This is a genomic window from Gemmatimonas aurantiaca (assembly GCF_037190085.1).
Classification (GTDB): Bacteria; Gemmatimonadota; Gemmatimonadetes; order Gemmatimonadales; family Gemmatimonadaceae; genus Gemmatimonas; species Gemmatimonas aurantiaca_A.
On record NZ_JBBCJO010000005.1, the window covers coordinates 435,060 to 456,852 of the forward strand.

General features: G+C 66.8%; 19 protein-coding genes. 6 read left to right on the forward strand and 13 right to left on the reverse strand.

Annotated features, from left to right (window positions below):
* Window positions 1-9: 9 nt before the first annotated feature.
* The 6 genes from infB to murA form a co-directional block, all read right to left on the reverse strand.
* Window positions 10-3,192 (reverse strand): translation initiation factor IF-2, encoded by a 3,183-nt coding sequence (infB, locus tag WG208_RS07700; protein ID WP_337170752.1) that lies wholly within the window; start codon window positions 3,190-3,192, stop codon window positions 10-12.
* 9 nt (window positions 3,193-3,201) lie between these two features.
* Window positions 3,202-3,582 (reverse strand): L7Ae/L30e/S12e/Gadd45 family ribosomal protein, encoded by a 381-nt coding sequence (locus WG208_RS07705; protein WP_337170753.1) that lies wholly within the window; start codon window positions 3,580-3,582, stop codon window positions 3,202-3,204.
* A complete protein-coding gene (nusA, locus tag WG208_RS07710; protein WP_337170754.1) occupies window positions 3,579-4,892 on the reverse strand; it encodes a transcription termination factor NusA in 1,314 nt (437 codons plus the stop codon). The genes WG208_RS07705 and nusA overlap by 4 nt, the downstream gene beginning before the upstream one ends.
* A gap of 9 nt (window positions 4,893-4,901) precedes the next feature.
* A complete protein-coding gene (gene rimP, locus WG208_RS07715; protein ID WP_337170755.1) occupies window positions 4,902-5,369 on the reverse strand; it encodes a ribosome maturation factor RimP in 468 nt (155 codons plus the stop codon).
* Window positions 5,370-5,933: 564 nt separating this feature from the next.
* On the reverse strand, window positions 5,934-6,668 hold the full coding sequence (locus WG208_RS07720) for a polyphenol oxidase family protein (protein WP_337170756.1): 735 nt from the start codon (window positions 6,666-6,668) through the stop codon (window positions 5,934-5,936).
* Window positions 6,658-7,953, reverse strand: coding sequence for a UDP-N-acetylglucosamine 1-carboxyvinyltransferase (murA, locus tag WG208_RS07725; protein ID WP_337170757.1), 1,296 nt, complete (start codon window positions 7,951-7,953; stop codon window positions 6,658-6,660). Before murA ends, WG208_RS07720 begins: the two co-directional genes overlap by 11 nt.
* Before the next feature lie 210 nt (window positions 7,954-8,163).
* Here murA and WG208_RS07730 point away from each other — a divergent pair, with 210 nt between their 5' ends.
* The gene (locus tag WG208_RS07730) at window positions 8,164-8,691 is read left to right on the forward strand and encodes a hypothetical protein (RefSeq protein WP_337170758.1); all 528 of its coding nucleotides are present in this window, start codon (window positions 8,164-8,166) and stop codon (window positions 8,689-8,691) included.
* Window positions 8,688-9,611 (forward strand): zinc dependent phospholipase C family protein, encoded by a 924-nt coding sequence (locus tag WG208_RS07735; RefSeq protein ID WP_337170759.1) that lies wholly within the window; start codon window positions 8,688-8,690, stop codon window positions 9,609-9,611. The genes WG208_RS07730 and WG208_RS07735 overlap by 4 nt, the downstream gene beginning before the upstream one ends.
* Here the strand turns inward: WG208_RS07735 and gatB are convergent.
* Genes gatB through WG208_RS07770 form a run of 7 tightly spaced genes read right to left on the reverse strand, consistent with a single transcriptional unit; the run spans window position 9,580 to window position 18,458 of the window.
* Window positions 9,580-11,052, reverse strand: a complete 1,473-nt coding sequence (gatB, locus tag WG208_RS07740; RefSeq protein ID WP_337170760.1) for an Asp-tRNA(Asn)/Glu-tRNA(Gln) amidotransferase subunit GatB — start codon at window positions 11,050-11,052, stop codon at window positions 9,580-9,582. The genes WG208_RS07735 and gatB overlap by 32 nt on opposite strands.
* A gap of 8 nt (window positions 11,053-11,060) precedes the next feature.
* Window positions 11,061-12,506 carry an Asp-tRNA(Asn)/Glu-tRNA(Gln) amidotransferase subunit GatA gene (gene gatA, locus WG208_RS07745; RefSeq protein ID WP_337170761.1) on the reverse strand — a complete coding sequence of 482 codons (1,446 nt, stop codon included), beginning with the start codon at window positions 12,504-12,506 and terminating at the stop codon, window positions 11,061-11,063.
* Window positions 12,503-12,826 carry an Asp-tRNA(Asn)/Glu-tRNA(Gln) amidotransferase subunit GatC gene (gatC, locus tag WG208_RS07750; protein ID WP_337170762.1) on the reverse strand — a complete coding sequence of 108 codons (324 nt, stop codon included), beginning with the start codon at window positions 12,824-12,826 and terminating at the stop codon, window positions 12,503-12,505. The genes gatA and gatC overlap by 4 nt, the downstream gene beginning before the upstream one ends.
* Complete coding sequence (locus tag WG208_RS07755; protein WP_337170763.1) at window positions 12,826-15,312, reverse strand: UvrD-helicase domain-containing protein; 2,487 nt, start codon at window positions 15,310-15,312, stop codon at window positions 12,826-12,828. Before WG208_RS07755 ends, gatC begins: the two co-directional genes overlap by 1 nt.
* Window positions 15,309-16,460 (reverse strand): HAMP domain-containing sensor histidine kinase, encoded by a 1,152-nt coding sequence (locus tag WG208_RS07760; protein WP_337170764.1) that lies wholly within the window; start codon window positions 16,458-16,460, stop codon window positions 15,309-15,311. The genes WG208_RS07755 and WG208_RS07760 overlap by 4 nt, the downstream gene beginning before the upstream one ends.
* A 57-nt stretch (window positions 16,461-16,517) precedes the next feature.
* Complete coding sequence (gene serS / locus WG208_RS07765; protein WP_337170765.1) at window positions 16,518-17,795, reverse strand: serine--tRNA ligase; 1,278 nt, start codon at window positions 17,793-17,795, stop codon at window positions 16,518-16,520.
* 39 nt (window positions 17,796-17,834) lie between these two features.
* On the reverse strand, window positions 17,835-18,458 hold the full coding sequence (locus WG208_RS07770; protein ID WP_337170766.1) for a hypothetical protein: 624 nt from the start codon (window positions 18,456-18,458) through the stop codon (window positions 17,835-17,837).
* 146 nt (window positions 18,459-18,604) lie between these two features.
* Here WG208_RS07770 and WG208_RS07775 point away from each other — a divergent pair, with 146 nt between their 5' ends.
* The 4 genes from WG208_RS07775 (at window position 18,605) to WG208_RS07790 (ending at window position 21,792) form a co-directional block, all read left to right on the forward strand.
* Window positions 18,605-18,958: a roadblock/LC7 domain-containing protein gene (locus WG208_RS07775; protein WP_337170767.1), complete on the forward strand. Its 354-nt coding sequence runs from the start codon at window positions 18,605-18,607 to the stop codon at window positions 18,956-18,958.
* 20 nt (window positions 18,959-18,978) lie between these two features.
* Window positions 18,979-19,392, forward strand: coding sequence for a response regulator (locus tag WG208_RS07780; protein WP_337170768.1), 414 nt, complete (start codon window positions 18,979-18,981; stop codon window positions 19,390-19,392).
* 85 nt (window positions 19,393-19,477) lie between these two features.
* Window positions 19,478-20,527, forward strand: a complete 1,050-nt coding sequence (locus WG208_RS07785; RefSeq protein ID WP_337170769.1) for a sugar phosphate nucleotidyltransferase — start codon at window positions 19,478-19,480, stop codon at window positions 20,525-20,527.
* On the forward strand, window positions 20,524-21,792 hold the full coding sequence (locus tag WG208_RS07790) for a putative sugar nucleotidyl transferase (RefSeq protein WP_337170770.1): 1,269 nt from the start codon (window positions 20,524-20,526) through the stop codon (window positions 21,790-21,792). Before WG208_RS07785 ends, WG208_RS07790 begins: the two co-directional genes overlap by 4 nt.
* Window position 21,793 lies beyond the last annotated feature (1 nt).

Consider the following 21,793-nt stretch of genomic DNA (forward strand, 5'->3'; position numbering starts at 1 on the left):
GATTCCTCCTCAGGACTTCGCGGCCTGATCGAGTGTGCGCGCCACTTCCTCGGTGCGGTAGCACTCGAACACGTCGCCGACCTTGATGTCGTTGAAGTTCTCGATGCCGATGCCGCACTCGTACCCTTCCTTCACCTCGTTGACGTCGTCCTTGAAGCGACGCAGCGAGGAGATCGCGCCATCGTACAACTCGACACCATCGCGGATGACACGCACCCGGCCCTTGCGGTTGATGATCCCCGACCGGACGATGCAACCGGCGATGGTCCCGGCACGCGGCACCTTGAAGGTCTCGCGCACTTCGGCTTCGCCGAACACCACCTCGCGCTCTTCCGGACGCAGCATGCCTTCGAGCGCCGCCTTCACATCGGCCACGGCTTCGTAGATGATGCGATAGAGCTTGATGTCGACGCCTTCGCGTTCGGCCGCCGCCCGTGCGTTGTTGTCGGGACGCACGTGGAAGCCGATGATGATCGCTCCCGATGCCTTGGCGAGCAGGATGTCGCTCTCGGCAATCGCACCGACACCACGATGGATGATGTCCACCTGCACTTCGGGGTTGGACAGCTGCCCGAGTGCGTCGGCGAGCGCTTCCGCCGGACCGCCCTGGTCGGCCTTGATGACGAGACGCAACTGACGCTTCTGGCCAGCCGACGCCTGCGACATGAAGTCCTCGAGCGACACCACACCACGCGTGGTGCGGCGGCTCTTGGCCTCGCGGTCGAGCCGTTCACGACGCTGCGCGATTTCGCGCGCGGCCGTGGCGTCGTCGACCACCAGGAGCTGATCGCCGGCCATGGGCACGCCCGTGAGACCGAGGATCTGCACCGGAATGGCCGGACCGGCTTCCTTCACCTGCTTGCCACGCTCGTCGAGCATGGCGCGCACGCGACCGGAATGGATACCGCAGATGTAGTCGTCGCCCACCTTGAGCGTGCCGTTCTGCACGAGCACGGTGGCCACGGGGCCCTTGCCCTGATCGAGCTGGGCTTCGACCACGGAGCCCGTGGCGCGACGCTTCGGATTGGCCTTGAGTTCGAGAATGTCGGCCTGCAGCAGGATCTGGTCGAGCAGATCGCTCACCCCGGTTCCCTTCTTGGCCGAGATCTCCGAATGCAGCACCGTGCCGCCGAACTCCTCGAGCACGACCTCGTGCTGCAGCAGGTCCTGCTTCACCTTCGGAATGTTCGCCGTCGGCAGATCGACCTTGTTGATGGCGATGATGATCGGCACGCCGGCGCTCTTGGCGTGCGAGATCGCTTCCACCGTCTGCGGCATGACCTGGTCGTCGGCCGCGATGACGATCACGACGATGTCGGTGACCTGCGCACCGCGCGCACGCATGGCCGTGAAGGCCTCGTGACCCGGTGTGTCGAGGAACGTGATCTGTCGCCCACCGGCCACCTGCACATGGTAGGCACCGATGTGCTGCGTGATGCCACCGGCTTCGCCGGCGACCACGTTGGCCTTGCGGATGTAGTCGAGCAACGACGTCTTGCCGTGGTCGACGTGACCCATGATGGTCACGACCGGCGGACGCGGCACGAGATCTTCCGCGCGATCCACTTCTTCCGAATCGGGCAGATCGGCGGCGTAGTCGCTTTCCTTGACGGCCTGGAAACCGAATTCACCGGCGATCAGTTCGATCTGATCGAAGTCGAGACGCTGGTTGATGGTGACCATGAGGCCGAGCGTCTTGAACGCGAAGCCCACGATCTGCGTGGCGGAAATGCCGAGGATCTGCGCGAGTTCGGATACCGTGATGAACTCGTTGACGCGCACGGTCTTCCGTTCGCGCTCGGCCGCGGCCTGACGCTGCTCCTCCATCTCGGCGCGCATTTCGGCACCGAAGCGACGACCGGCGCGGCCGCGCTGCGGCGCACCGCGCAGGGCGGTCATCGTCTTGGTGATGTTGGCCGACACCGCTTCCTGATCGACCGCTCCCCGCTTGTTCTTCTTGCCGCGGCGCTGCTGGTTCTGCCCGCCCTGCTGGGGGGCGCCACCGCCCTGCTGGCCTCCGCCGCCACCGTGACCGCCATGGCCACCCGGACCACCGGGACCTCCCGGTCCCCGACGATCATCGCGGCGCTGACCCTGCTGCAGGCCACCGCCGGGCGCTGCCGACGCGATGGGACGTGCCGACCCGAAGTTGGGCGACGCACTGGCCACCGGCCGGGGCCGCGGGGCACCCGGCACCGCCGGACGCGGACGCGGCCGGTCGGCGGGCAGCGACGCCGTGGGAGACGGGGCGGGCGCCGACGCAGCCGGCGTGGCTCCCGCCGATGCGGCGGCTCCCGGAGCCGATGAGGCCACCGGCGCCGTACCGGCAGAGCCGGTACCCGAAGCGGCTCCGCTGCCGGCCGCGGGGGCCGATGCGGATGCGGCGGGGCGCACGGTCGCGGCGCCAGTGGGCGGCGTCGCGGAGACCGGTGTGCCGGACACCGGCGCAGCCGGAGTCACGGCCGGCGTTCCCGCCGGCGGTGTCGCCGCGGACCGGGCCGTTTCCGCCTCGGGAGCGGCCGACGGTGGCGCCGGGGCCGGCGAGGTGGCCGGTGTTGCGGCCGGGGTCACGACAGGAGCCGTGGGCGCTTCCGCCGGCTTCGTCTCGGCAGCCACGGCCGCGGCCGGCTTGCTCTCCGCCGTCGGTGCCGTGGGAGCTTCGGCGACCGGTGTGGGCACCAGTGCAGGTGCCGATGCGGGCGCCGATTCGACGGCCGGTGCCGCCGAGGCCGTCGAGGCCGCAGGTACCGGCGATGCGGTGGGCGCTTCGGCTGCCACGGTCACGGCTTCCGCCGCCCGGGGCTGCGCGGGAGCAGCCGACGGTGCTTCGGGCGATTCGACCGGCTCGTTTCCGTGCGCGGTGTCGTGGGCCTCGTGCGCTTCGGCCACATCGGCCGCACGACGGCGGCGGACCACCGGTGCGGGCGCGGCCGCCTCCGGTTCCGCGGCGGGCGCCGCATCGGCAGCCCCCGGACGCCGCCGCCGCGGCGCAGCCGCAGGCGCCGGCTGCGCCTTTTCGGCACGCAGTCGCTTCTCGCGCTCCCAACGGGCGCGAATGCGGGATACCTGATCGTCGGTCAACAGCGACAAATGGCTGCGAACCGGCACGTCCATCTGGCGCAGCAGTGCGATCACCTCGTCCGCCGAGATGCCGAACTCACCCGCCATGTCATGCACACGAAGCTTGCTCAACCCGTCCTCCTACCGCGATACGCGCGTCGCGTCGCCCGCCGGGGCTGCCCCGGCCACGGCGCCACGGATTCCGCGCGCCAGCGCCTGATCTACGATCCCGATCGCCGCCGTCGTTTCCCGCCCGACAGCGCCGCCCAGCTCGGCCGCACTTGGCCACTCCACCACTTCAACGTGCCGCGCCCGGAGGAGCGGCACCACCTTCTCCAGCGAGTGCCGCGAGATGTCACTCGCGACCAGCGCCAACTGCACCGTCCCTTTCTGCGCGGCGATCCGCACCTGCTCCGCACCGATCACCACCAGGCGTCCACGCGCCCCCAACCCGACCAGTCCGAGCACCTTCCGGCGCACGGACTCGTCCAGTGGAAGAGGCTCGCGGGCACCATCGGTCACGCGCCGCGACCTCCCTCGCCGTCGTCCTCGGTCGTGAGTTCGTCGATGATGGCCATGATGCGATCGGCTTCCTCCGGCGCAATGCCGGGCAGACGCAACAGGTCATCCCGATCGAGATCGAGAATGTCGTTGAGGGTCCGGTATCCGGCCTCGGCCAGCACGGCCACCGTGGCCGTCTCCAGTCCCTCGATCTCGTTGAGCGGCACATCGGCCTCGGCATCCTCGGGGAGCGGCGCGAAGAGTGGCGCTTCGCCACCCTTCTCCAGCCACTCACGGCTCGAGTAGAGGTCGATCTTCCACCCCGTCAGCTCCGACGCCAGCCGGACGTTCTGTCCGTTGCGCCCGATCGCCAACGACAACTGATCCTCGTCCACCACGGCCTGGATGGTACGCGACGCCGCATCGCTGAACACCCGCGCCACCCGCGCCGGCGCCAGCGCCAGCTTGGCGAACCGCTCCGGGTCGGGCGACCAGGGCACGATATCGATACGCTCGCCCCCCAGTTCGTTGACCACGGCCTGTACCCGGGCGCCCTTGAGCCCCACGCACGCGCCCACCGGATCGACGGCGTCATCGCGCGAGGTCACGGCGATCTTGGTGCGGCTGCCCACTTCACGCGCGGCGGCCTTGATCTCCACGATCCCCTGCTGGATTTCGGGCACTTCGAGCTTGAACAGCGCCTGCACGAACAACGCATCGGACCGGCTCAGAATGAGACGCGGCCCCTTGGGCGTGTCCTCGACCCGCTTGAGCACCGCACGCACCGGTTCGCCCTGATGATAGTGCTCGCGGTGATTCTGTTCACGATACGGAATGATGGCTTCCGCTTCACGGAACTTGTTGAGCATCACCACCAGCTTGCCCCGCTCGATCTGCTGCACTTCACCGGACAGCAGGTCGCCCACCCGGCCCGCAAATTCGTCACGGATGCGCGTGCGCTCACCTTCGCGTACCCGCTGGATGATGCGCTGCTTGGCCGCCTGCACCGCGGTGCGGCCGAACTCCATGAAGTCGACCGGGATTTCCATGACGTCGCCGACCTGGAATTCCGGATCCATGAAGCGCGCTTCCTCGACCGTGACTTCACGGGATTCGTCCGTGACGTCTTCCACGACGGTTTTGAGCAGCACGATCCGGATCTCACCGCGGGCTTCGTCGATTTCGACTTCCGCCTGCACGTTGGCCCCGTGCTTCTTGGCCAGGGCGGCATGAATGCCGTCCTGCAGAAGCCCGTGCAACTCCTCGCGCGTGATCTGCTTGAGATTCGACAGCTCGCGCAGCGCCATGAGAATGTCCGCCGATCCGGCCATCCGTCTCCCCTATCGTTTCCAGTTGAACGCCAGTCGCGCCTGCGAGACCTCACGAAGGGGGACGTGGACTTCCCGTCCCTTCGGATCGCGCACCAACGCCACCTCAGCGCCGTCTTCGCCCGTCACGGCGACGATTTCGACTTCCTGCTTGCCTCCAGCCAGCAACCCACTGGTCACCGTCGCCCGCTGACCCACGAACCGCCGCCAATCGGCCGCATGACGCAGCGGCCGGTCGACACCGGGTGAGGACACTTCGAGCACATACTGTTCGCCGACCAGCGCCGCGGATTCGAGCCGGGCTTCGAGGGCCCGTGAGACGCGCGCACAGTCGTCGATGGTCACTTTGCTTTCGTCCCGCCGATCGATCCGGATATCGAGCACCGGGCGACTCCGCGAGCCCCCACGCCGCAACTCGACCAGATCGAATCCGAGACGGTCAAGTTCCTGTGTGACAATGGGTTCGATCGCCTCGCCCACCTACCGACCTCCAGAGCGTCCACACGGCCGATCCACTCCATGCCCAGCCGCCGGCCCACCCCGCACACCCCCGAACAGGGGCCGACGGAAAGTCCGGAGAACAAAAAAGTGTGGGGGCCATCCCCACACTTCATCACCCGCCGAGGCGGGTGCGGTCACGAAGAGGTTACTTCTGAGATTTGCAACCTAGGGACCGCCAGGGAAGAGGTCAAGATCGGCACTCGTACTTCAGAGTTCCGACCGTCAGAGGGCAGACATCAGAAATCAGAAGGTCAGAACTGAGACGGATATAGGAAGCAGGAGGAAGTGGCCAGATGTCAGAGGTCCGAGCACTGCGTCCGCGGGTGGGGTGCTGACGCGAGAGATCCGCGTGTTGTGGGGCGCTTCGCGCCCCGGGGCCCTGCGGGCGCCCGGCGGCAAGCCCGTGGCGCGACTCCCCCCTCGACCGCCAGTGCTCAGACTTCTGACCTCGTAGTTATCTGATCTCTCATCATTCTATATCCGTCTCAGTTCTGACCTACTGATCTCTGACCTCTGACCCTGTCTGAAAATCTGACATCTGAATCAGGGCCGCAACACGATCACGCCGAGCTGCCTGCCCCCATCTCCTCCCCGGTGACTGAAGAAATGGCTGTCGCACCGCGTACACGCCGTTTCGACCGTCAGCGCTGCCACCTGCCGTGCCCGCGCCTGATCGGCCAGAATGGCACGCACGTCCAGGTGGCCCTTGGCCGAAGCCGGTTTGCCGGTCACGGCTGTCAGCACCTCCGGGCCCACCTCGTAGCAGGGACCGCAGATAGCCGGGCCGAGATGGACCGAGCATTCCTGTGCCGGGAATCCCAGCGAGGCCAGCAGGTCGAGCCCCACATCGAGGATGCGGGCGGCCGCGCCGCGCCAGCCGGCGTGCAGGGCCGCGATGGCGCCCCGGGGGTGACCGATCAGCACCGGCGTGCAGTCGGCAATCGTCACCGCCAGCGCCGTGCCGGGAACGGTGGAGACATGACCGTCCACGCCCCGCTGCCGGAGCCAGCCGTGCCAGTCACCCTCATGCAGTGCTACCGCCGCGCCGTGGACCTGATGGGCACTGGCCAGCCGGTGCACGCCGCGTGTGACCAGCGCCTCCTGCAGCGCCGTCCATCGCGCCATGACCTCCCCCACCGGCTCGGCGGCGCCCAGTCCGAACGATCCCTGGGACCGCGTCGTGGTCCACCCGTGAATGCCCGCCGGCAACCCGGTCGCCGGCCACACGGCGTCGAAGAACGTCTCCGCCGAAAGCGGTTCCCCTCTGTCAGCGCGCACTCAGCTCCACCCGACGGATGCGCGCGCCCAGGGCGCCCAGTCGCGCTTCGATGCGCTCGTATCCCCGCTCGATCTGCTGCGCGTTGTTGATCACGCTGGTCCCTTCGGCACACAGCGCGGCCAGCAGCATCGCCATGCCGGCCCGGATGTCCGGCGACTCCACCGTGCCTCCGCGAAGAGGGGTCGGCCCCGACACGATGGCGCGATGCGGATCACACAACACGATGCGCGCGCCCATGCCCACGAGCTTGTCGGTGAAGTAGAGCCGCGACTCGAACATCTTCTCGTGGAAGAGAATCATGCCCTCGCACTGCGTGGCTGCCACGATCGCGATGGACATGGTGTCCGCCGGAAACGCGGGCCAGGGCTGATCCTCGAGCTTGGCGACATGGCCGCCCAGGTCGTTCTGGATACGGCGCTCCTGTGCGGCCGGCACGATGAGATCGTCGCCGTCGATCTCACAGCGGATGCCCAGTCGTTCGAATCCCATCAGCGTGCTACGCAGGTGTTCCACGCCGGCCTGTTCGATGCGCAGCGTGGAGCGTGTCACCGCCGCGAGCCCGATGAACGAGCCCACTTCGATATGATCGGGACCGACGGTGTGCGTGGCCGCGCCCAGCGGCAACCCGCCTTCGATGGTGTACACATTCGATCCGATGCCCTCGATGCGGGCGCCGAGGGCGACGAGGAACCGCGCGAGATCCTGCACATGGGGTTCACTGGCGGCGTTGCGCAGCACGGTGCGCCCCTTCGCCGCCACCGCGGCCATCAGCGCATTCTCGGTGGCCGTGACGCTGGGCTCGTCGAGAAAGACATCGGCGCCCACGAGACCGGCGGTGTCGAAACGGAAACGGGCCCCGAGTTCGTACGACGCGCCCAACGCCTGCAACACATGGAAGTGGGTATCGAGGCGGCGTCGACCGATCACATCACCGCCGGGCGGGGACAGCGTCACCGACCCACAACGGGCCAGCAGTGGCGCCGCCAGCAGAATCGACGCCCGGATACGGGCACACATCGCCGGATCGAGATCGCCGGCCTGCACCTGTTGCGCGTGAATGCGCAGCGCATTCCCGTCCGTCCACTCGCAGTGCGCCCCGGTGGTGCGGATGAGTTCCACCAGCGTCTCGATATCGCGGATGCGCGGCACATTGTACAGCTGCACCGGCTGATCGGTCAGCAACGCCGCGGCGACGATGGGCAGCGCCGCGTTCTTGTTGCCGGCAGGACGAATACTCCCCTGCAGATGATGACCGCCTTCGACGATGAATTGAACAGCAGACATGCCAGTGGGGTTGAAGCAACGTGCGGCTGTCGAAAAACCGTGAAACAGCCGCACCGCAGCCTTGCAGATGATGGTCCGGTGATTCTCCGGGAAGCGTAGCCGAAGCATAGCCGCAAACACTTGCCCTCGCCTCCCCGCGTCGAAGGCGATGGGCGGGCGAATGCGCGGCGCCCCTTCCCGGTCCGGTCGTGAACCCTTAGATCACATTTCATGCCGATTGCGAGCGCGTGGACTCCATTCCTCCTGCAGGCGATCACCCTGCCGGACACCATCGTGGCCAGAACCATCCCCGACCGGGGGTTGCTGGACTGGACGAACGGCATCCTGCAGTTGGTCGTGCTGCTGCTGGCCGTGGGCACGCTGGCAGTCCTCATCATGCTGCTGCTCACCGTCCGCGAGGCAGTCAGGAGCCTCACCGGCACCGTCGATCGGCTGGCCAACGAAACCCGGCCGCTCGTAGAGAAAGCCACGGCGCTGGTGGGTGATGCCCGCGAGACCGTGAGCCTGCTCCGCGAGGATGTGGAACGGGTCACCGATGCGGCCGCGGCCATCTCCGATGAACTGCTCAATGCGGCGGAAACCACCGCACAGCGTGTCGACGAGGTGAATGCCGTGCTCGACGTGCTGCAGGCCGAGCTCGAGGATACGGCCATCTCGGCCGTGTCGGCCATCCGCGGCGTGCAGGCCGGCGCCAGCGAAGCGGCTTCCCGACTCGCGCCCGGACGCCGGCGCCGATGATGCTGCTGGGCGGGGTGCTCGGCGCGCTCGTCCTGCTCGTGGTGTTTCCTTCCACGGCCTGGGCATGGACGCCGGGCACCCATGTGTTTCTCGGCGACGCGGTGCTGAACCACCTCTCGCTGCTGCCGGCGCATTTTGCCGCGCTGCTGGCCGCACATCCCGCCGATTTCCTGTACGGATCGATCGCGGCCGACACCAGCATCGCCAAGAAATACGCCGAAGTCGGACGCCACTGTCATTCGTGGCATGTCGGAATGGAGATCCACGACGAAGCGGAACCGCCGGCGTTGCAGGCGTTCGCGCTGGGCTATCTGGCCCATCTCGCGGCCGATGTGGTGGCGCACAATTTTTTCGTGCCCCGGCAGCTCGCGGTGACGTCGAGTACCACCGCGCTGGGACACAGCTATTGGGAAAGTCGCATCGATACACACATCGGTGATCCCTGGCCACGCCGGGCGCGCGAACTGCTCTTTCTCGACCATTCGCGCTCCGATCAGCATCTCGACCGGATTCTCAGTCCCACGCTGTTCGGCACGCCCACCAATCGCCGCATTTTCCGGGGCATGGTGTACGTCACCGACACCGATTCGTGGCAACGCATTTTTCAACTGGTGTCCGAGAACAGCCGCTGGGATCTGCACGACACCGATGTGGCGCGCTATCTCTCGCGCTCCTTCGACTACATCATCGACCTCTTCCAGTCGTGGGATCACAGCGAACCGTTCCGCTTCGATCCTTCAGGCGACAAGCCGCTGCGCGAAGCCAAACAGGTGCGCCGCCTCGCCCGTCGCCAGGGCGGCGACATCCGGGCGGCGCTCGAAGCAGACCGCATGTTCGGCATGCCGGCGACGCCACTGCATCACGCCGCCGACTTGTCCGCGCCGCTCTTCACCCCACGCGTGCGCCAAGCAACTGGTTGACCTTCTTCGGATCGGCCGATCCTCGGGACTTCTTCATCACCAGGCCGACCAGCACGCCCTGCAATTTCTTTTCGCCGCCCACGAAACGCGCGGCCTCCGCCGGGTTCTCGGCGAACACTTCGTCGATCCACCCCACCAACGCGGAATCGTCGCGCACCTGCAGCAGGCCCTCACGCTTCGCCAGTTCGAGGGGTTCCCCGCCCTCCTCCTCCATCAACCCGAACACCTGACGCGCGGCCGTGTTGGAGACTTCGCCGGCCGCCTCCAGTTTGATGAGTGCACCGAGGCGCTCCGCGGAGACAGGATGCTCGCCGAGTGAGCGCCCGGAGGCGTTCACCGCCGCGAGCACGGTGCCCAACATCCAGTTGGCGGCGCGTCGCGCATCACCCGACGCGCGCGCGACCAGTTCGTAGTGCGCGGCCAGCGTCTGATCGACGATGAGCTGTTCGATCTCGACATCGCCCAGACCATACTCGGTCGCGAACCGACGCCGCTTGGCTTCGGGCAACTCGGGCAGCGCCGCACGCTGCGTCTCGATGTACGCCGCGGAAAGACGCAGCGGTGGCAGGTCGGGCTCCGGGAAATACCGATAGTCGTGACTGCCTTCCTTGCTGCGTGCCGGCCGCACCTCATTGCGCTTGTCGTCGTACAGCATGGTCTGCTGTTCGATGACACCGCCGCTTTCGAGCACACGACACTGCCGGGCGAATTCGATCTCCACGGCGCGCTCGATGGCCGAAAACGAATTGAGATTCTTGATCTCGGTCTTGGTGCCGAAGGGACTCGTGCTGGACGGCCGGATGGAGATGTTCACGTCCACCCGTAGCGAACCTTCCTCCATGTTCGCGTCGGAGACGCCGGCGTACTCGAGGATCTGCTTCATGCGGCGCGCGTAGGCACCGGCTTCCGCCCCCGAGCGGATATCGGGCTCCGACACGATCTCGACGAGCGGTGTGCCGGCGCGATTGAGATCGATGGCCGAGACATCGCGAAAACGATCGTGCACGGATTTGCCGGCGTCTTCTTCCATGTGCACCCGATGCACACGGATCACCCGCGGCGTCCCGTCGGCCTGCGTACCGATCACCAGCGATCCGTCGGTGGCCAGCGGCCGATCGAACTGCGAGATCTGGTACCCCTTGGGCAGATCGGGATAGAAGTAGTTCTTGCGGGCGAACACCGACGCCTCGTGCACGGTGCACCCCAACGCCAGCGACGCACGCGTGGCAAGTTCCACCGCCTCGGCATTGAGTACCGGCAGCGCGCCCGGCAGACCGAGACACACCGGACAGGTGTTCGTATTCGGCGCCTCACCGAACGAGGTGGCGCATCCGCAGAAGATCTTGCTGCGCGTTCTGAGCTGGCAGTGCACCTCGAGACCGATGACGAGTTCCCAGGTGCCGTTCGTGGTGCTCGTGGCGGTGTTCGCCGCAGTGCTCATGGTGATGCTCATGCCGTCACCCCGGCTGCACCGGCCGTCGCGCCCAGCGCGGCTTCGAGCGCCGCCGCCGCACGCAACATCGTGGGCTCGGCAAAATGCGGCGCCATGAACTGTCCGCCAACGGGCAGGCCGTCCACGAGGCCGATGGGCTGGGACATGGCGGGCACACCAGCGAGGTTGGCGGTCACGGTGAAGATATCGCTGAGATACATCTCGTACGGATCGCTCAACTCGCCAAGCCGGAAGGCCGGCGTGGGCGTCGTGGGAGTGAACAGCAGATGCACGCCGCTCGCGAAGACATCGGCGAACTCGCGCGTGATGAGCGTGCGCACCGCCTGCGCGCGCTTGTAGTAGGCGTCGTAATAGCCGGCGCTCAGCACATACGTACCCAGCAGAATGCGACGGGTCACCTCGTCGCCGAATCCACGGGAGCGCGTCCGTTCGTACATCGAACGCAGATCACCGGCCTCGGCACGTGCGCCATACCGCGCCCCATCGTAGCGCGCGAGATTGCTCGACGCTTCGGCGGGCGCGATGATGTAATAGACCGGAATGGCCAGATCGGTGCTGGGCAGCGACACCTCCCGCACTTCGGCGCCCAGCGCCGCGAGCTGGGCGAGTGCACGCTCGCAGTGCGACGCGATGCGCGGATCGAGATTCGCCGGGAAGTATTCGCGCGGCTTCCCGACCACGAGCCCGCTCAGCGGTTTTGCCACATCGTCGTGCGCGCGCGCCGGCAGCATCGGCGGCACCGGGACATCGGCGCTCGTGGAATCGAGCGGATCATGCCCCGCGATGATCTCCAGCGCGGCCGCCGCCTCGGCGACCGTGCTTCCGAATACGCCCACATTGTCGAGCGACGAAGCGTACGCCACGAGACCGTAGCGGCTCACACGGCCGTATGTGGGTTTGACGCCGACGATGCCGCAGAATGCCGCGGGCTGGCGTACCGATCCGCCGGTTTCCGAACCCAGCGCGATACGCACCACACCCGCCGCAACGGCTGCCGCCGAGCCCCCGGACGATCCTCCCGGCACCCGATCGCGATCGAGCGGATTGCGCGTCGGTCCGTACGCGCTGTTCTCGGTGGACGACCCCATGGCGAATTCGTCCATGTTGGTCTTGCCGATCACCACGGCACCGGCCTCGCGCAGTCTGCGCACGGCCGTGGCTTCGAAGGGGCTCACATACCCTTCGAGAATCCGCGAAGCACAGGTGGTGGGCAGTGTCAGCGTCGCGAGGTTGTCCTTGATGGCCACGGGCACACCAGCCAGCGCGCCCGTGCCTGTCAGTGCGCCCGTGGTCGTCGCGTCACGATCGAGCGACAGAAACGCGTTGAGACCGGCCACGTCGTTGCGGTCGAAGCACTGCCAGGCGTCGGCCACGGTGTGTGTACGCAACGAAGACGGAATGGCCGTCTCGTGCATCGGGGTCGGCGAATTCGTTTCGCTCATGCGGCGTCGCCCTCATCGGCCGAGGCCCCCTGCGCGCCGTGCGTGGTCAATCGCGGCACGAGGAAGAATCCATCACGCATGGCCGGCGCGAACGACTCGCGGGTGCGTTGCAGCGCATCGGCCGGTCGCGCATCCGGGCGCAGCGGTGCCGCCTGGTCGGGCGGGGTGAGCGGTACGCCGGACACATCCACCTGCTGCAGCACATCCATGTGCGCGAGAATGCCGTTCAACTCCCCGACGAGCGCCGGAATGCGCTGCTCGTCGAGTCCAAGGCGGGCGAGTGTCGCCACGTGCCGCACATCATCCGGTGTCACCGACATCAATCCCACCCTCGTTCGAGCTTTGCCTGGGCGAGAACGAGCGTCTTCCGCCCGATCTCCTCATCGTCGAAATCGATACGCACCTTGGTATCACGACCGCTGCCGGTGAGCTCCGCGATGGTTCCGGTGCCGAATCTGGCGTGTTTCACGCGCTCTCCCGGCTGGAAGAGTGGTGTATCCTGCGATTCATCCTCGGGCTCCGGCGGTCCCTTGGGCTGCTCACGACGATTGGGTGTACTGAAGCCGGTGGGTGCCTTGCCAAAGGGAATGTCGCGACTGTTGACGCCTGTACCGGTCCCGCTCCGGTACCCCGCCGAGCCGTAGGGGCCAACCGATCGTCGGCCTCCCGCTCCGCCCGAGGCGCCGGAACCGGTGCCGTTGTAGCCACTTCTCCCCCAATCGTCACCCGAACGCCGGCTGCCGTAGCCACTGCCCGCGCTCCCATAGCCGCCAAATGTCCCGCGCCCCTCGGCCTTGGCGCGCGCCGTCTTGCCGCGTTCGGCCAGCGAGGGGGTGATGACATCGAGGAAGCGCGACGGCATGGAGTACATCAGCTCCCCATTGCGCCGGCGCTGCTCCGCGCACGTGAGGTACAACTTCTCCTCGGCGCGCGTGATGCCCACATAGAACAGCCGCCGTTCCTCTTCCAGCTGCGTGGGTTCCTCGGCCGCGCGCGCAAGAGGAAAGAGACCGTCTTCGAGACCACACACGAACACCAGCGGGAATTCGAGTCCCTTGGCATTGTGCATCGTCATGCAGGTGACGGCATCGGCATTGGGATCGAGCCGATCGACGCCGGCCACCAGCGTGGACGACTGCAGGAAATGATCGAGCGGCGTGAGTCCCACCTCACCGCCCTCATCGGCCACCACTTCGGCCGCGCCGGCGATGAGTTCGCGCACGTTGTCGATACGCTCGATGCCTTCCGGCCCTTCGGCCCGCAGGTGATCGGTGTATCTGATGGTCTGCACGAGTTCGCGCAGCAGTTCGTCGACCGCGGCGTCCGTGGCCATGGTGCGCAACCGCTGCACGAGCGCGACGAACTCGCCGAGCGCCGTCCGCGCGGCCGGCCGCATGTCGGTCACCACGTCGAAACGTCCCGCCATCTCCAGCATCGGTTTGCCTTCGATCTGCGCGCGCTCGGCGAGCAGCGCGATCGTGGCATCGCCCAGGCCGCGCTTGGGGACATTCACCGCGCGTCGGAACGCTTCGTCGTCGGCCGGATTGGCGATCAGCTTGAGATACGCCATGAGATCGCGGATTTCACGCCGGTCGTAGAAACGCACGGCGCCTACGAGACGATACGGCATGTTGCGCCGACGGAAGGCATCTTCGATGGCCCGCGACTGCGCATTGGTGCGATACAACACCGCACAATCGCGCCGCGAGAGATCCGAACGCGCCATGCGCGTGAGAATCGTCTCGGCGATGAAGTCGGCCTCGTCGCGTTCGTCGAGCGACTCGATAAGCGTGACCGCCTCACCGGCCGGACGCGTGGCACGCAGCGTCTTGCCGCGACGTTCGCTGTTCTCGGCGATCACCGCGTTGGCCAGCGCCAGGACATTTGGCGTGGACCGATAGTTTTCCTCGAGACGCACCACGCGCGCGCCGGGGAAGTCGCGCTCGAAATCGAGGATGTTCCGGATATCGGCGCCGCGCCATCCGTAGATGGACTGATCGTCGTCGCCCACCACCATCACATTGCGGTATCCGCCGCCCATGAGCTGCACGAAACGGTACTGGGCGGCGTTCGTATCCTGATACTCGTCCACCAGCAGATAGCGGAAGCGACGCTGATAGTGGGCCCGCAGCGCTTCGTCGGTTTCGAGCGCCCGCACCGGCAGGACCAGCAGATCGTCGAAGGTCACCGCGTTGGCCTGCTGCAGTGCCGTTTCGAGATCGGTGTAGACACCGGCCACGGCCGTCGCGAAGGTGTCGCGTGCCGCCCGTGCATACTCCGACGGGGATACGAGGGCGTTCTTGGCGCTGGAGATCGCTCCCAGAATGGCGTTGGGCGCGAACTGCTTGGGACTCAGACCACGCCGCTCCATCACGCGCTTCACGGCGCCGATGGCGTCGTCTTCATCGTAGATGGTGAAGTTCTGTTCCCGTCCCACGAGCGGCGCCACACCACGCAGCATGCGCGCCCCCAGCGCGTGGAAGGTACCGCACCACATGCCCTTGGGTTCATGTCCCAGGAATCCGGCGATACGCGATCGCATCTCACCGGCGGCCTTGTTGGTGAACGTCACCGCCAGGATCTCGTGCGGCGCCACGCCGTTCGCGCCGATCAGCCGCGCGATGCGTGTGGTCAATACGCGCGTCTTGCCCGAACCGGCACCGGCCAGCACGAGGGCCGGCCCATCATCGTGATACACGGCCTCCCGCTGCGCCGCATTGAGCCCACGCGTGATCGCGTCGAGATCAAGTGCCGGCTTTGCAGGAATGGCATCGAACAGCGAACCCGCCCAACCCGTCGTCGTCATCCATGCAAGATAATGTCGAAGGCCGCGCCACGGTCGGTTTCGGCGAGCAGCAGTTTGCCGTGATGATTCTCCTGCACGATACGGCGGGCCAGCGAGAGACCGATACCCCAGCCGCGGTCCTTCGTGCTGAAACCGGCGTCGAAAATGCGCTTGCGCAGATGCCGCGGGACGCCGGGACCGTCGTCCTGCACACGGATACGGACCCCGCCTTCGGGCAGCGTGCGTGCCGACACCACCACTTCCCCATCGCGGCCGCCGAGCGCGTCGATGGCATTCTTGATGAGCACTTCGAGCACCCACTCCAGCAGCACCCGGTCCCCCCGCGTGCTCACCGGGCCGTCCGGGTGCTCACTGCGGATTTTGACCGTGCGCGAGAGCGTCGGCGCGCGGGCGGCAAAATACGCAGCGAGACGATCCACGAGCGCGCTGCAATCCACGTCTTCGTCGCGCGGCGGCCGGCCGATGCGTTCGAAACGATGCGACACCCGCTCCAGTCGCTGCAGATCCTGCCCCATGGCCTCCACGGCCCGCGCGGCCGTACCGCTGGTGGTCGTCTCGCCGAGCAGTTCGATCCATCCGGCCATCGACGAGAGCGGTGTGCCAAGCTGGTGCGCCGCTTCACGCGCCATGCCCGCCCATACTTTCTCCCGCTCGGCGCGCCCGCGTTCGACGAGCCCATACACACCGAAACCCACGAGCAGGAGGAGGCCCAGGACCTGCATGACCGGAATGACCTGCAGGCCGGTCACGATCGCGCTGTCCCCCAGATGCACGGCCCCCACCGTCGGTTGCACGATGGGCGGGTTCTTGCTGTCGAGCTCGACGAGGAACGTGCGCAGGCGCGCCGTGTCGGCCAGGATCTCGGGCGGAATGTTGGCCGTGCCGGTGATGCGCCCCAGGCGATCGGTGACCACCAGCGGCAGCCCCGATTCGCTGATCTCGCGCGCCAGATCGAGCAGCACGACCGCGGGGTCGGCATCGACCGTCGTGTCCTGCAACGCTTCGTAGATGCGCGCGTACATCCGCCCCTGCACGGCCGCGGCTCCGCGCAACTGGGTCACGATATGGCGGGTGTACAGCACATACCAGCCGACGAGCGCCAGCACCCCCAGCACCATCACGAACACCGGCCACCGGCGACGTTTCATGAGAGGAGGGAGAGAGTGCTGGCGACGCCGAGCGTTGGTGCCCGATCGGCGATCCGATCAGGCCAGAACGGCCCGACCGAAATACGGCTGCAAGGCGTCGGGAATGCGCACCGAGCCGTCAGCCTGCTGATGATGTTCGATGATGCTCGCGATGATGCGCGGCAACGCCAGCGCCGATCCGTTGAGTGTATGCACGAACCGTGGCTTCTCACCGGCGGCGGGACGGTAGCGGATGTTCGCGCGACGCGCCTGGAAGTCGGTGAACACACTGCAGCTCGAAACCTCGAGCCACTTGCCCACCGCCGGCGCGAACACTTCGAGATCGTACGTCATGGCGCTCGAGAAACCGGTGTCGCCGGCGGCCAGCAGCAACCGACGATACGGCAGCTCGAGACGCTCGAGAATGATCTCGGCGTGTCGCGTCATGACTTCGAGTTCGTTGCGCGAATGCTCCGGAGCCGCATACCGCACCAGCTCCACCTTGTCGAACTCGTGCACCCGCAGCAGACCGCGGGTGTCCTTGCCCGCCGCCCCCGCTTCACGACGGAAGCAGGCGCTGAACGCGCAGAAGCCGCGCGGCAGATCGGACGCCTCGAGAATCTCGTCCCGATAGAGATTCGTGACCGGCACTTCCGCCGTCGGAATGAGGAACATCCCCTCTTCCTGGAGGGCGTACATGTCGTCCTCGAACTTGGGCAGCTGCCCCGTGCCGGTCATCGTCGCCCGGTTCACGACCAGCGGCACCCAGCACTCCTCGTAACCGTGTTCGGTGGTGTGAATGTCGAGCATCATGTTCATCAGCGCGCGTACGAGCTTCGCCCCCGCGCCACGGAACACGATGAACCCCGACCCGCTGATCTTCGCGCCACGCGCCAGATCGAGCACGCCCAGTTCCGCGGCCTTGTCCCAGTGCGGCACGAGCGAGGCCCCGTCGTCACGCGGGGTACCCCAGCTCGAGACCACCGTGTTGTGCGTCTCGTCGCCCTCGGGCACTTCGGCCAGCGGAATGTTGGGCAGCTCGTACAACATCGCCTGCACCGCCGACTCGGCTTCGGCGCGCTTCTGGTCGAGCACAGAAATCTGCTCACCGATGGTGCGGCCTTCCGCGATGAGGGCGGTGGCATCCTCACCGGCCTTGCGTCGCTGCGCCACTTCCTGCGTGACCTTGTTGCGAAAGGCCTGCTGCGCTTCGAGATCGGTGATGGCCGCGCGGCGCGCCTGCTCGAGCGATTCCGCGCGATCGAGCAGGGCTCCGAGTTCGGTCAGCTTGCCCCGGCGGCGCATCCCCTCGCGCAACACGTCGAGCTGGTCACGCAACAAGCGAATATCGTGCATACCTGGCGGTGTGAAGATCAGAACGTCAGTGGCGGAACATCAGCTCTCGGGGATCCCTTCGGCGAGCGAGCGGTATCCGCAGTTGCGATTCACCAGCGAGCGGATCACCATGCGCCGTTCGGCCGCGATGATGCTGTCCACGATGACTTTCGCGTAGTAGGGATACCCGTAGACACACCCCGAGCCGTGCAACTGCAGCAGGACGGTCTCTCCCACACCGGCGACGATGGTGGTATCCGCCGCATAGCCCTTGTCGGGCGCGCGGGTCAGATTCGCAAACGGCGTCTCCGATCGCAGCGTGCTCACGGCCGGCGCGCCGAGCGGCGGTGCCGGAACGATCACCCGCACCGGAATCATCGCCACCTTGCCATCGCTGGTCAGATCGAAGGCCACGTCGAAATTCACCGCGCCGTTGGAAAGAACCTGCGGACGCTCGATGCTCTCGGTGACATAACTGTACGCGGCCGGCAACAACCCCGACGCGCCGCTCAGCGCGTACACGGAGTAGGTGCGGGTCGTATTCTCGACCGTTGCGGGCGACAGTAGGTTACTGTCGCCGCAGCCCGATACCACCAGCGCCGCGAGCGACAGGCCACAAAACGACAGAGCGCGCCGAGCTTTGCGGGGCGCGCCGGACAGACGGGCAAACAGGGTCTTCCCCATGACTGGTACCAGAAGGTGCATCGGAACCGCAGTATCATACGACATCGGAGGTTACCGCCCAACTCATGCTGGGGCAAGCGGTTGACACCAGTGTAGCCTGGCCGGGATCGCTTGACTTCACCCGGTGGTCCAGACAGCGTTCCGCCATGCCCACCATCCGCGATCTCGTGACGGCGCTCCGGCGCCGCGATGGCATCGATGCAGCGATCGTCCTCGGCCGGGACGGCCTGCTGATCGATGGCACCAGCAATGGCGCGCTCGACCCGGAGGGGCTGGCCGCGCACGTACCACCCATGGCTCTGGCGGCGGTCGAGATGGGACTGGCCTCACAGCGTGGGGACTTCGGTCTCATGGTCCTCGAATACTCCGGGGGTTCGGTGGTGGTGACATCGCTTTCGCCCGATGCGCTGTTGCTCGTCCTGCTGCGCCCCGAGGCCAATCTGGCCGCCCTGCTGTTCGAACTGCGCCGGCACCGGTCGCAGCTCTCGGCCCTCGTCTGACCTTCACGTCCCTGCCGGAGATGCCCGGGGACGCACCGGCGCAGGTGACGGTGCTGGTCGTGGACGACGAGCCCCACATCGGTCTCATCATTCGGACCCGTCTCGAGCAGGATGGTTTTCGTGTCCTGCTGGCCGAGCATGGCCCGGAGGCCCTGGCCCTCCTGCAGGCCGAGCCCGATGTCGCGCTGCTGGTGCTCGATCTGATGCTCCCCGGGATGTCCGGAATCGATGTGTTGCGTACTGTCCGTCATGACACGCGATGGGCCGCACTCCCCTGCATCGTGCTCACGGCCGCCGGTCAGGATGCCCAGCTCCGGGACGCGGAAGCCCTCGGCGTGGCCGAGATCATGACCAAACCCTTCAGTCCACGCGGGCTGCTGGGGCGGGTGCGCCGCTATACCAACCGCTATACCACGGGCGACCACAGTCCGTGACGGGCGCCAGGGCGATGCGTCCGCTGGATAGCCACCCGGCAATAGCCATCATGGATAGCCATTTTTCTTCCTTTCCCGATCCGTCATGAACCGTTGGAACGTGGTGCTGGCTGGTGGCATTGGCTCCCGATTCTGGCCGTTGTCCACTCCGGCGCGCCCCAAGCAGCTGCTGCCGCTCGTCACCGAGGCGCCCATGCTGCAGGACACGCTCGATCGCCTGCGCCCTTCGGCTCCTCCGGAACGCACGCTGATCCTCACGAATGCGGAGCTGCGCGCTGCCATCCTGGCGCTCGAGCCCACGCTGCCGGCGGAGAATGTGATTGCCGAACCCCGGCCCGCTGGCACCTGCGCCGCACTGGCCTGGGCCGCCGCGCTGATCGCCGAACGGGATGGACCCGACGCGGTCATGGTGTGCACACACGCCGACTGGTCGATCGGTGATGTCCCGACCTTCCGCGCCACGCTCGACCGCGCCGCGGCCACGGCCGCATTCACGCATGCCCTCGTGACCGTGGGCATCGTACCATCACGGCCGGACACGGGCTTCGGGTATATCCAGCCCGGTGAGGCGGTGCCCGATCTCGATGCGGCCCTGGGCACCGTACAGCGCGTGGCGCGATTCGTGGAGAAGCCCGATCAGACACGCGCGACGCAGATGGTGGAGGCCGGATATCTCTGGAACTCCGGCATCTTTGCCTGGCGCGTGGGCGATCTGCTGGACGAACTCGCCGCGCTCACGCCGGAAGTGCATCCGGCGCTCGTCGCCGCAGGTGGCGATCTCGAACGGTTCTTCGCGCAGGTGCAGTCCATCGCCATCGACGTGGGTGTACTGGAGCGGAGCCGGCGCGTGCTGGTGCTGCCCGGTGCATTCGGTTGGGATGACGTGGGCACCTGGGCCGCGCTGCATCGGGTGCGTGCGCACGACGTGCATGCAAACGCGATGTCGGGACCCGCATTCGCGCTCGGTGCCGCGGGCAATGTCGTGCACGCCGAAGGTGTGCAGGTCGTGTTGTATGGCGTGAACGATCTCGTGGTGGTGGCGCGGGACGGCCTGGTGATGGTCACCACGCGCGAACACGCGACGAATCTCAAGACGTTGCTGGATGCACTGCCTGCCGAGGTGCGGGAGCGGTGATCGTCTTTCTCGACGATCACGCAGCGCGGCGTTTCGAGCCGTTTGCCACCACGCGCCCGTTGTGCGAGATGCGCGCCGGTGCACTGCTCATCCGCGAACGATGGGAGCATGTGCTGGGCCTCGCATCGACGGGATTCATCGCAGCCGCCCATCTCGATGGGTTCGCGGAGTTCGACGCCCCACCGGCATGCGCCGGAGAGATCGCCGCCGGCACCTGGGTCGTGAACACGCGGGCTTTGCCGACGTTGCAGCGGGCTCCCGTACCGTCGGTGGCGGGAGCCGTGTTGTTGATAGGCGATCAGGTGGCCGCCGTGTGCCTCGATCGAGCGGTGTCGGTGGAGTCCCTGCGTGATGATCCCGATGCGTGGCAGGCGCTGACCGCCGAGGCCGGGTCCGATGCCGTTGACCACGTCGTTCATCGCATCGACGGACATTGGTTGCGCGAGATCTGGGATCTCATCGGCACGCTCGTGGAGCAGCTCAAGAGCGACATTCCGCTGTTGGGCAGTGCGTGGCATCTGGAGACGTTGCAGGAAACGTTGGCGCCCGGCTCAGCACCAGTTCCCGCACCCGTGGTGTTCGGCGAACATCCCGTGTACGTGGAAGCCGGCGCCACGGTGGAACCGCTGGCCGTCTTCGATGTGTCCATGGGTCCGGTGCTCATCCGCCGCGGCGCGACCGTGCAGGCATTCACGCGGGTGGTGGGCCCATGTTATATCGGCATCGGCAGCACGGTCACGATGGACCGTGTCGCCGCCTCGTCCATCGGTGATGTGTGTCGGGTGCATGGTGAACTGTCCATGTCCATTCTCGTCGGGCATGCGAACAAGGGGCACGATGGATTCGTGGGGCATTCCATTCTCGGCCGCTGGGTGAACCTCGGCGCCGGCACCATCACGAGCAATCTCAAGAACACGTACGGGCCAGTGGCGTTGTGGACGCCCGACGGCGTGCGCGACACAGGCCTGCAGTTCCTGGGGACGCTGTTCGGCGATCACGCCAAGGCCGGTATCGGTCTGCGCATCTCGACCGGGTGCGTGATCGGCGCGGGCGCGAATGTCTTCGACACCATGCCACCCAAGGCGGTGGCGCCGTTCTCCTGGGGCGCGCGTGCGCCCTATGCGACGTTCGACGTGGATAAGTTCATCGACACGGCATCGCGCATGATGGCGCGCCGTGACGTGGCGCTGGAGGCACCGTCCGCTGCGTGGTGGCATCACATCCACGCCATGGCCACCGCCGATCCCCGCTGGCCCAGAAGCTGAC

What these genes read in the sequence shown, in the direction of transcription:
- nusA (WP_337170754.1), bottom strand. Translation starts at nt 4,892, where the DNA reads ATGGCCGGATCGGCGGACATTCTCATGGCGCTGCGCGAGCTGTCGAAT.
- murA (WP_337170757.1), bottom strand. Translation starts at nt 7,953, where the DNA reads ATGTCTGCTGTTCAATTCATCGTCGAAGGCGGTCATCATCTGCAGGGG.
- WG208_RS07760 (WP_337170764.1), bottom strand. Translation starts at nt 16,460, where the DNA reads ATGAAACGTCGCCGGTGGCCGGTGTTCGTGATGGTGCTGGGGGTGCTG.
- gatB (WP_337170760.1), bottom strand. Translation starts at nt 11,052, where the DNA reads ATGAGCACTGCGGCGAACACCGCCACGAGCACCACGAACGGCACCTGG.
- serS (WP_337170765.1), bottom strand. Translation starts at nt 17,795, where the DNA reads ATGCACGATATTCGCTTGTTGCGTGACCAGCTCGACGTGTTGCGCGAG.
- WG208_RS07755 (WP_337170763.1), bottom strand. Translation starts at nt 15,312, where the DNA reads ATGACGACGACGGGTTGGGCGGGTTCGCTGTTCGATGCCATTCCTGCA.
- WG208_RS07735 (WP_337170759.1), top strand. Translation starts at nt 8,688, where the DNA reads ATGATGCTGCTGGGCGGGGTGCTCGGCGCGCTCGTCCTGCTCGTGGTG.
- WG208_RS07785 (WP_337170769.1), top strand. Translation starts at nt 19,478, where the DNA reads ATGAACCGTTGGAACGTGGTGCTGGCTGGTGGCATTGGCTCCCGATTC.
- gatA (WP_337170761.1), bottom strand. Translation starts at nt 12,506, where the DNA reads ATGAGCGAAACGAATTCGCCGACCCCGATGCACGAGACGGCCATTCCG.
- WG208_RS07770 (WP_337170766.1), bottom strand. Translation starts at nt 18,458, where the DNA reads ATGGGGAAGACCCTGTTTGCCCGTCTGTCCGGCGCGCCCCGCAAAGCT.
- WG208_RS07775 (WP_337170767.1), top strand. Translation starts at nt 18,605, where the DNA reads ATGCCCACCATCCGCGATCTCGTGACGGCGCTCCGGCGCCGCGATGGC.
- WG208_RS07780 (WP_337170768.1), top strand. Translation starts at nt 18,979, where the DNA reads ATGCCCGGGGACGCACCGGCGCAGGTGACGGTGCTGGTCGTGGACGAC.
- WG208_RS07730 (WP_337170758.1), top strand. Translation starts at nt 8,164, where the DNA reads ATGCCGATTGCGAGCGCGTGGACTCCATTCCTCCTGCAGGCGATCACC.
- gatC (WP_337170762.1), bottom strand. Translation starts at nt 12,826, where the DNA reads ATGTCGGTGACACCGGATGATGTGCGGCACGTGGCGACACTCGCCCGC.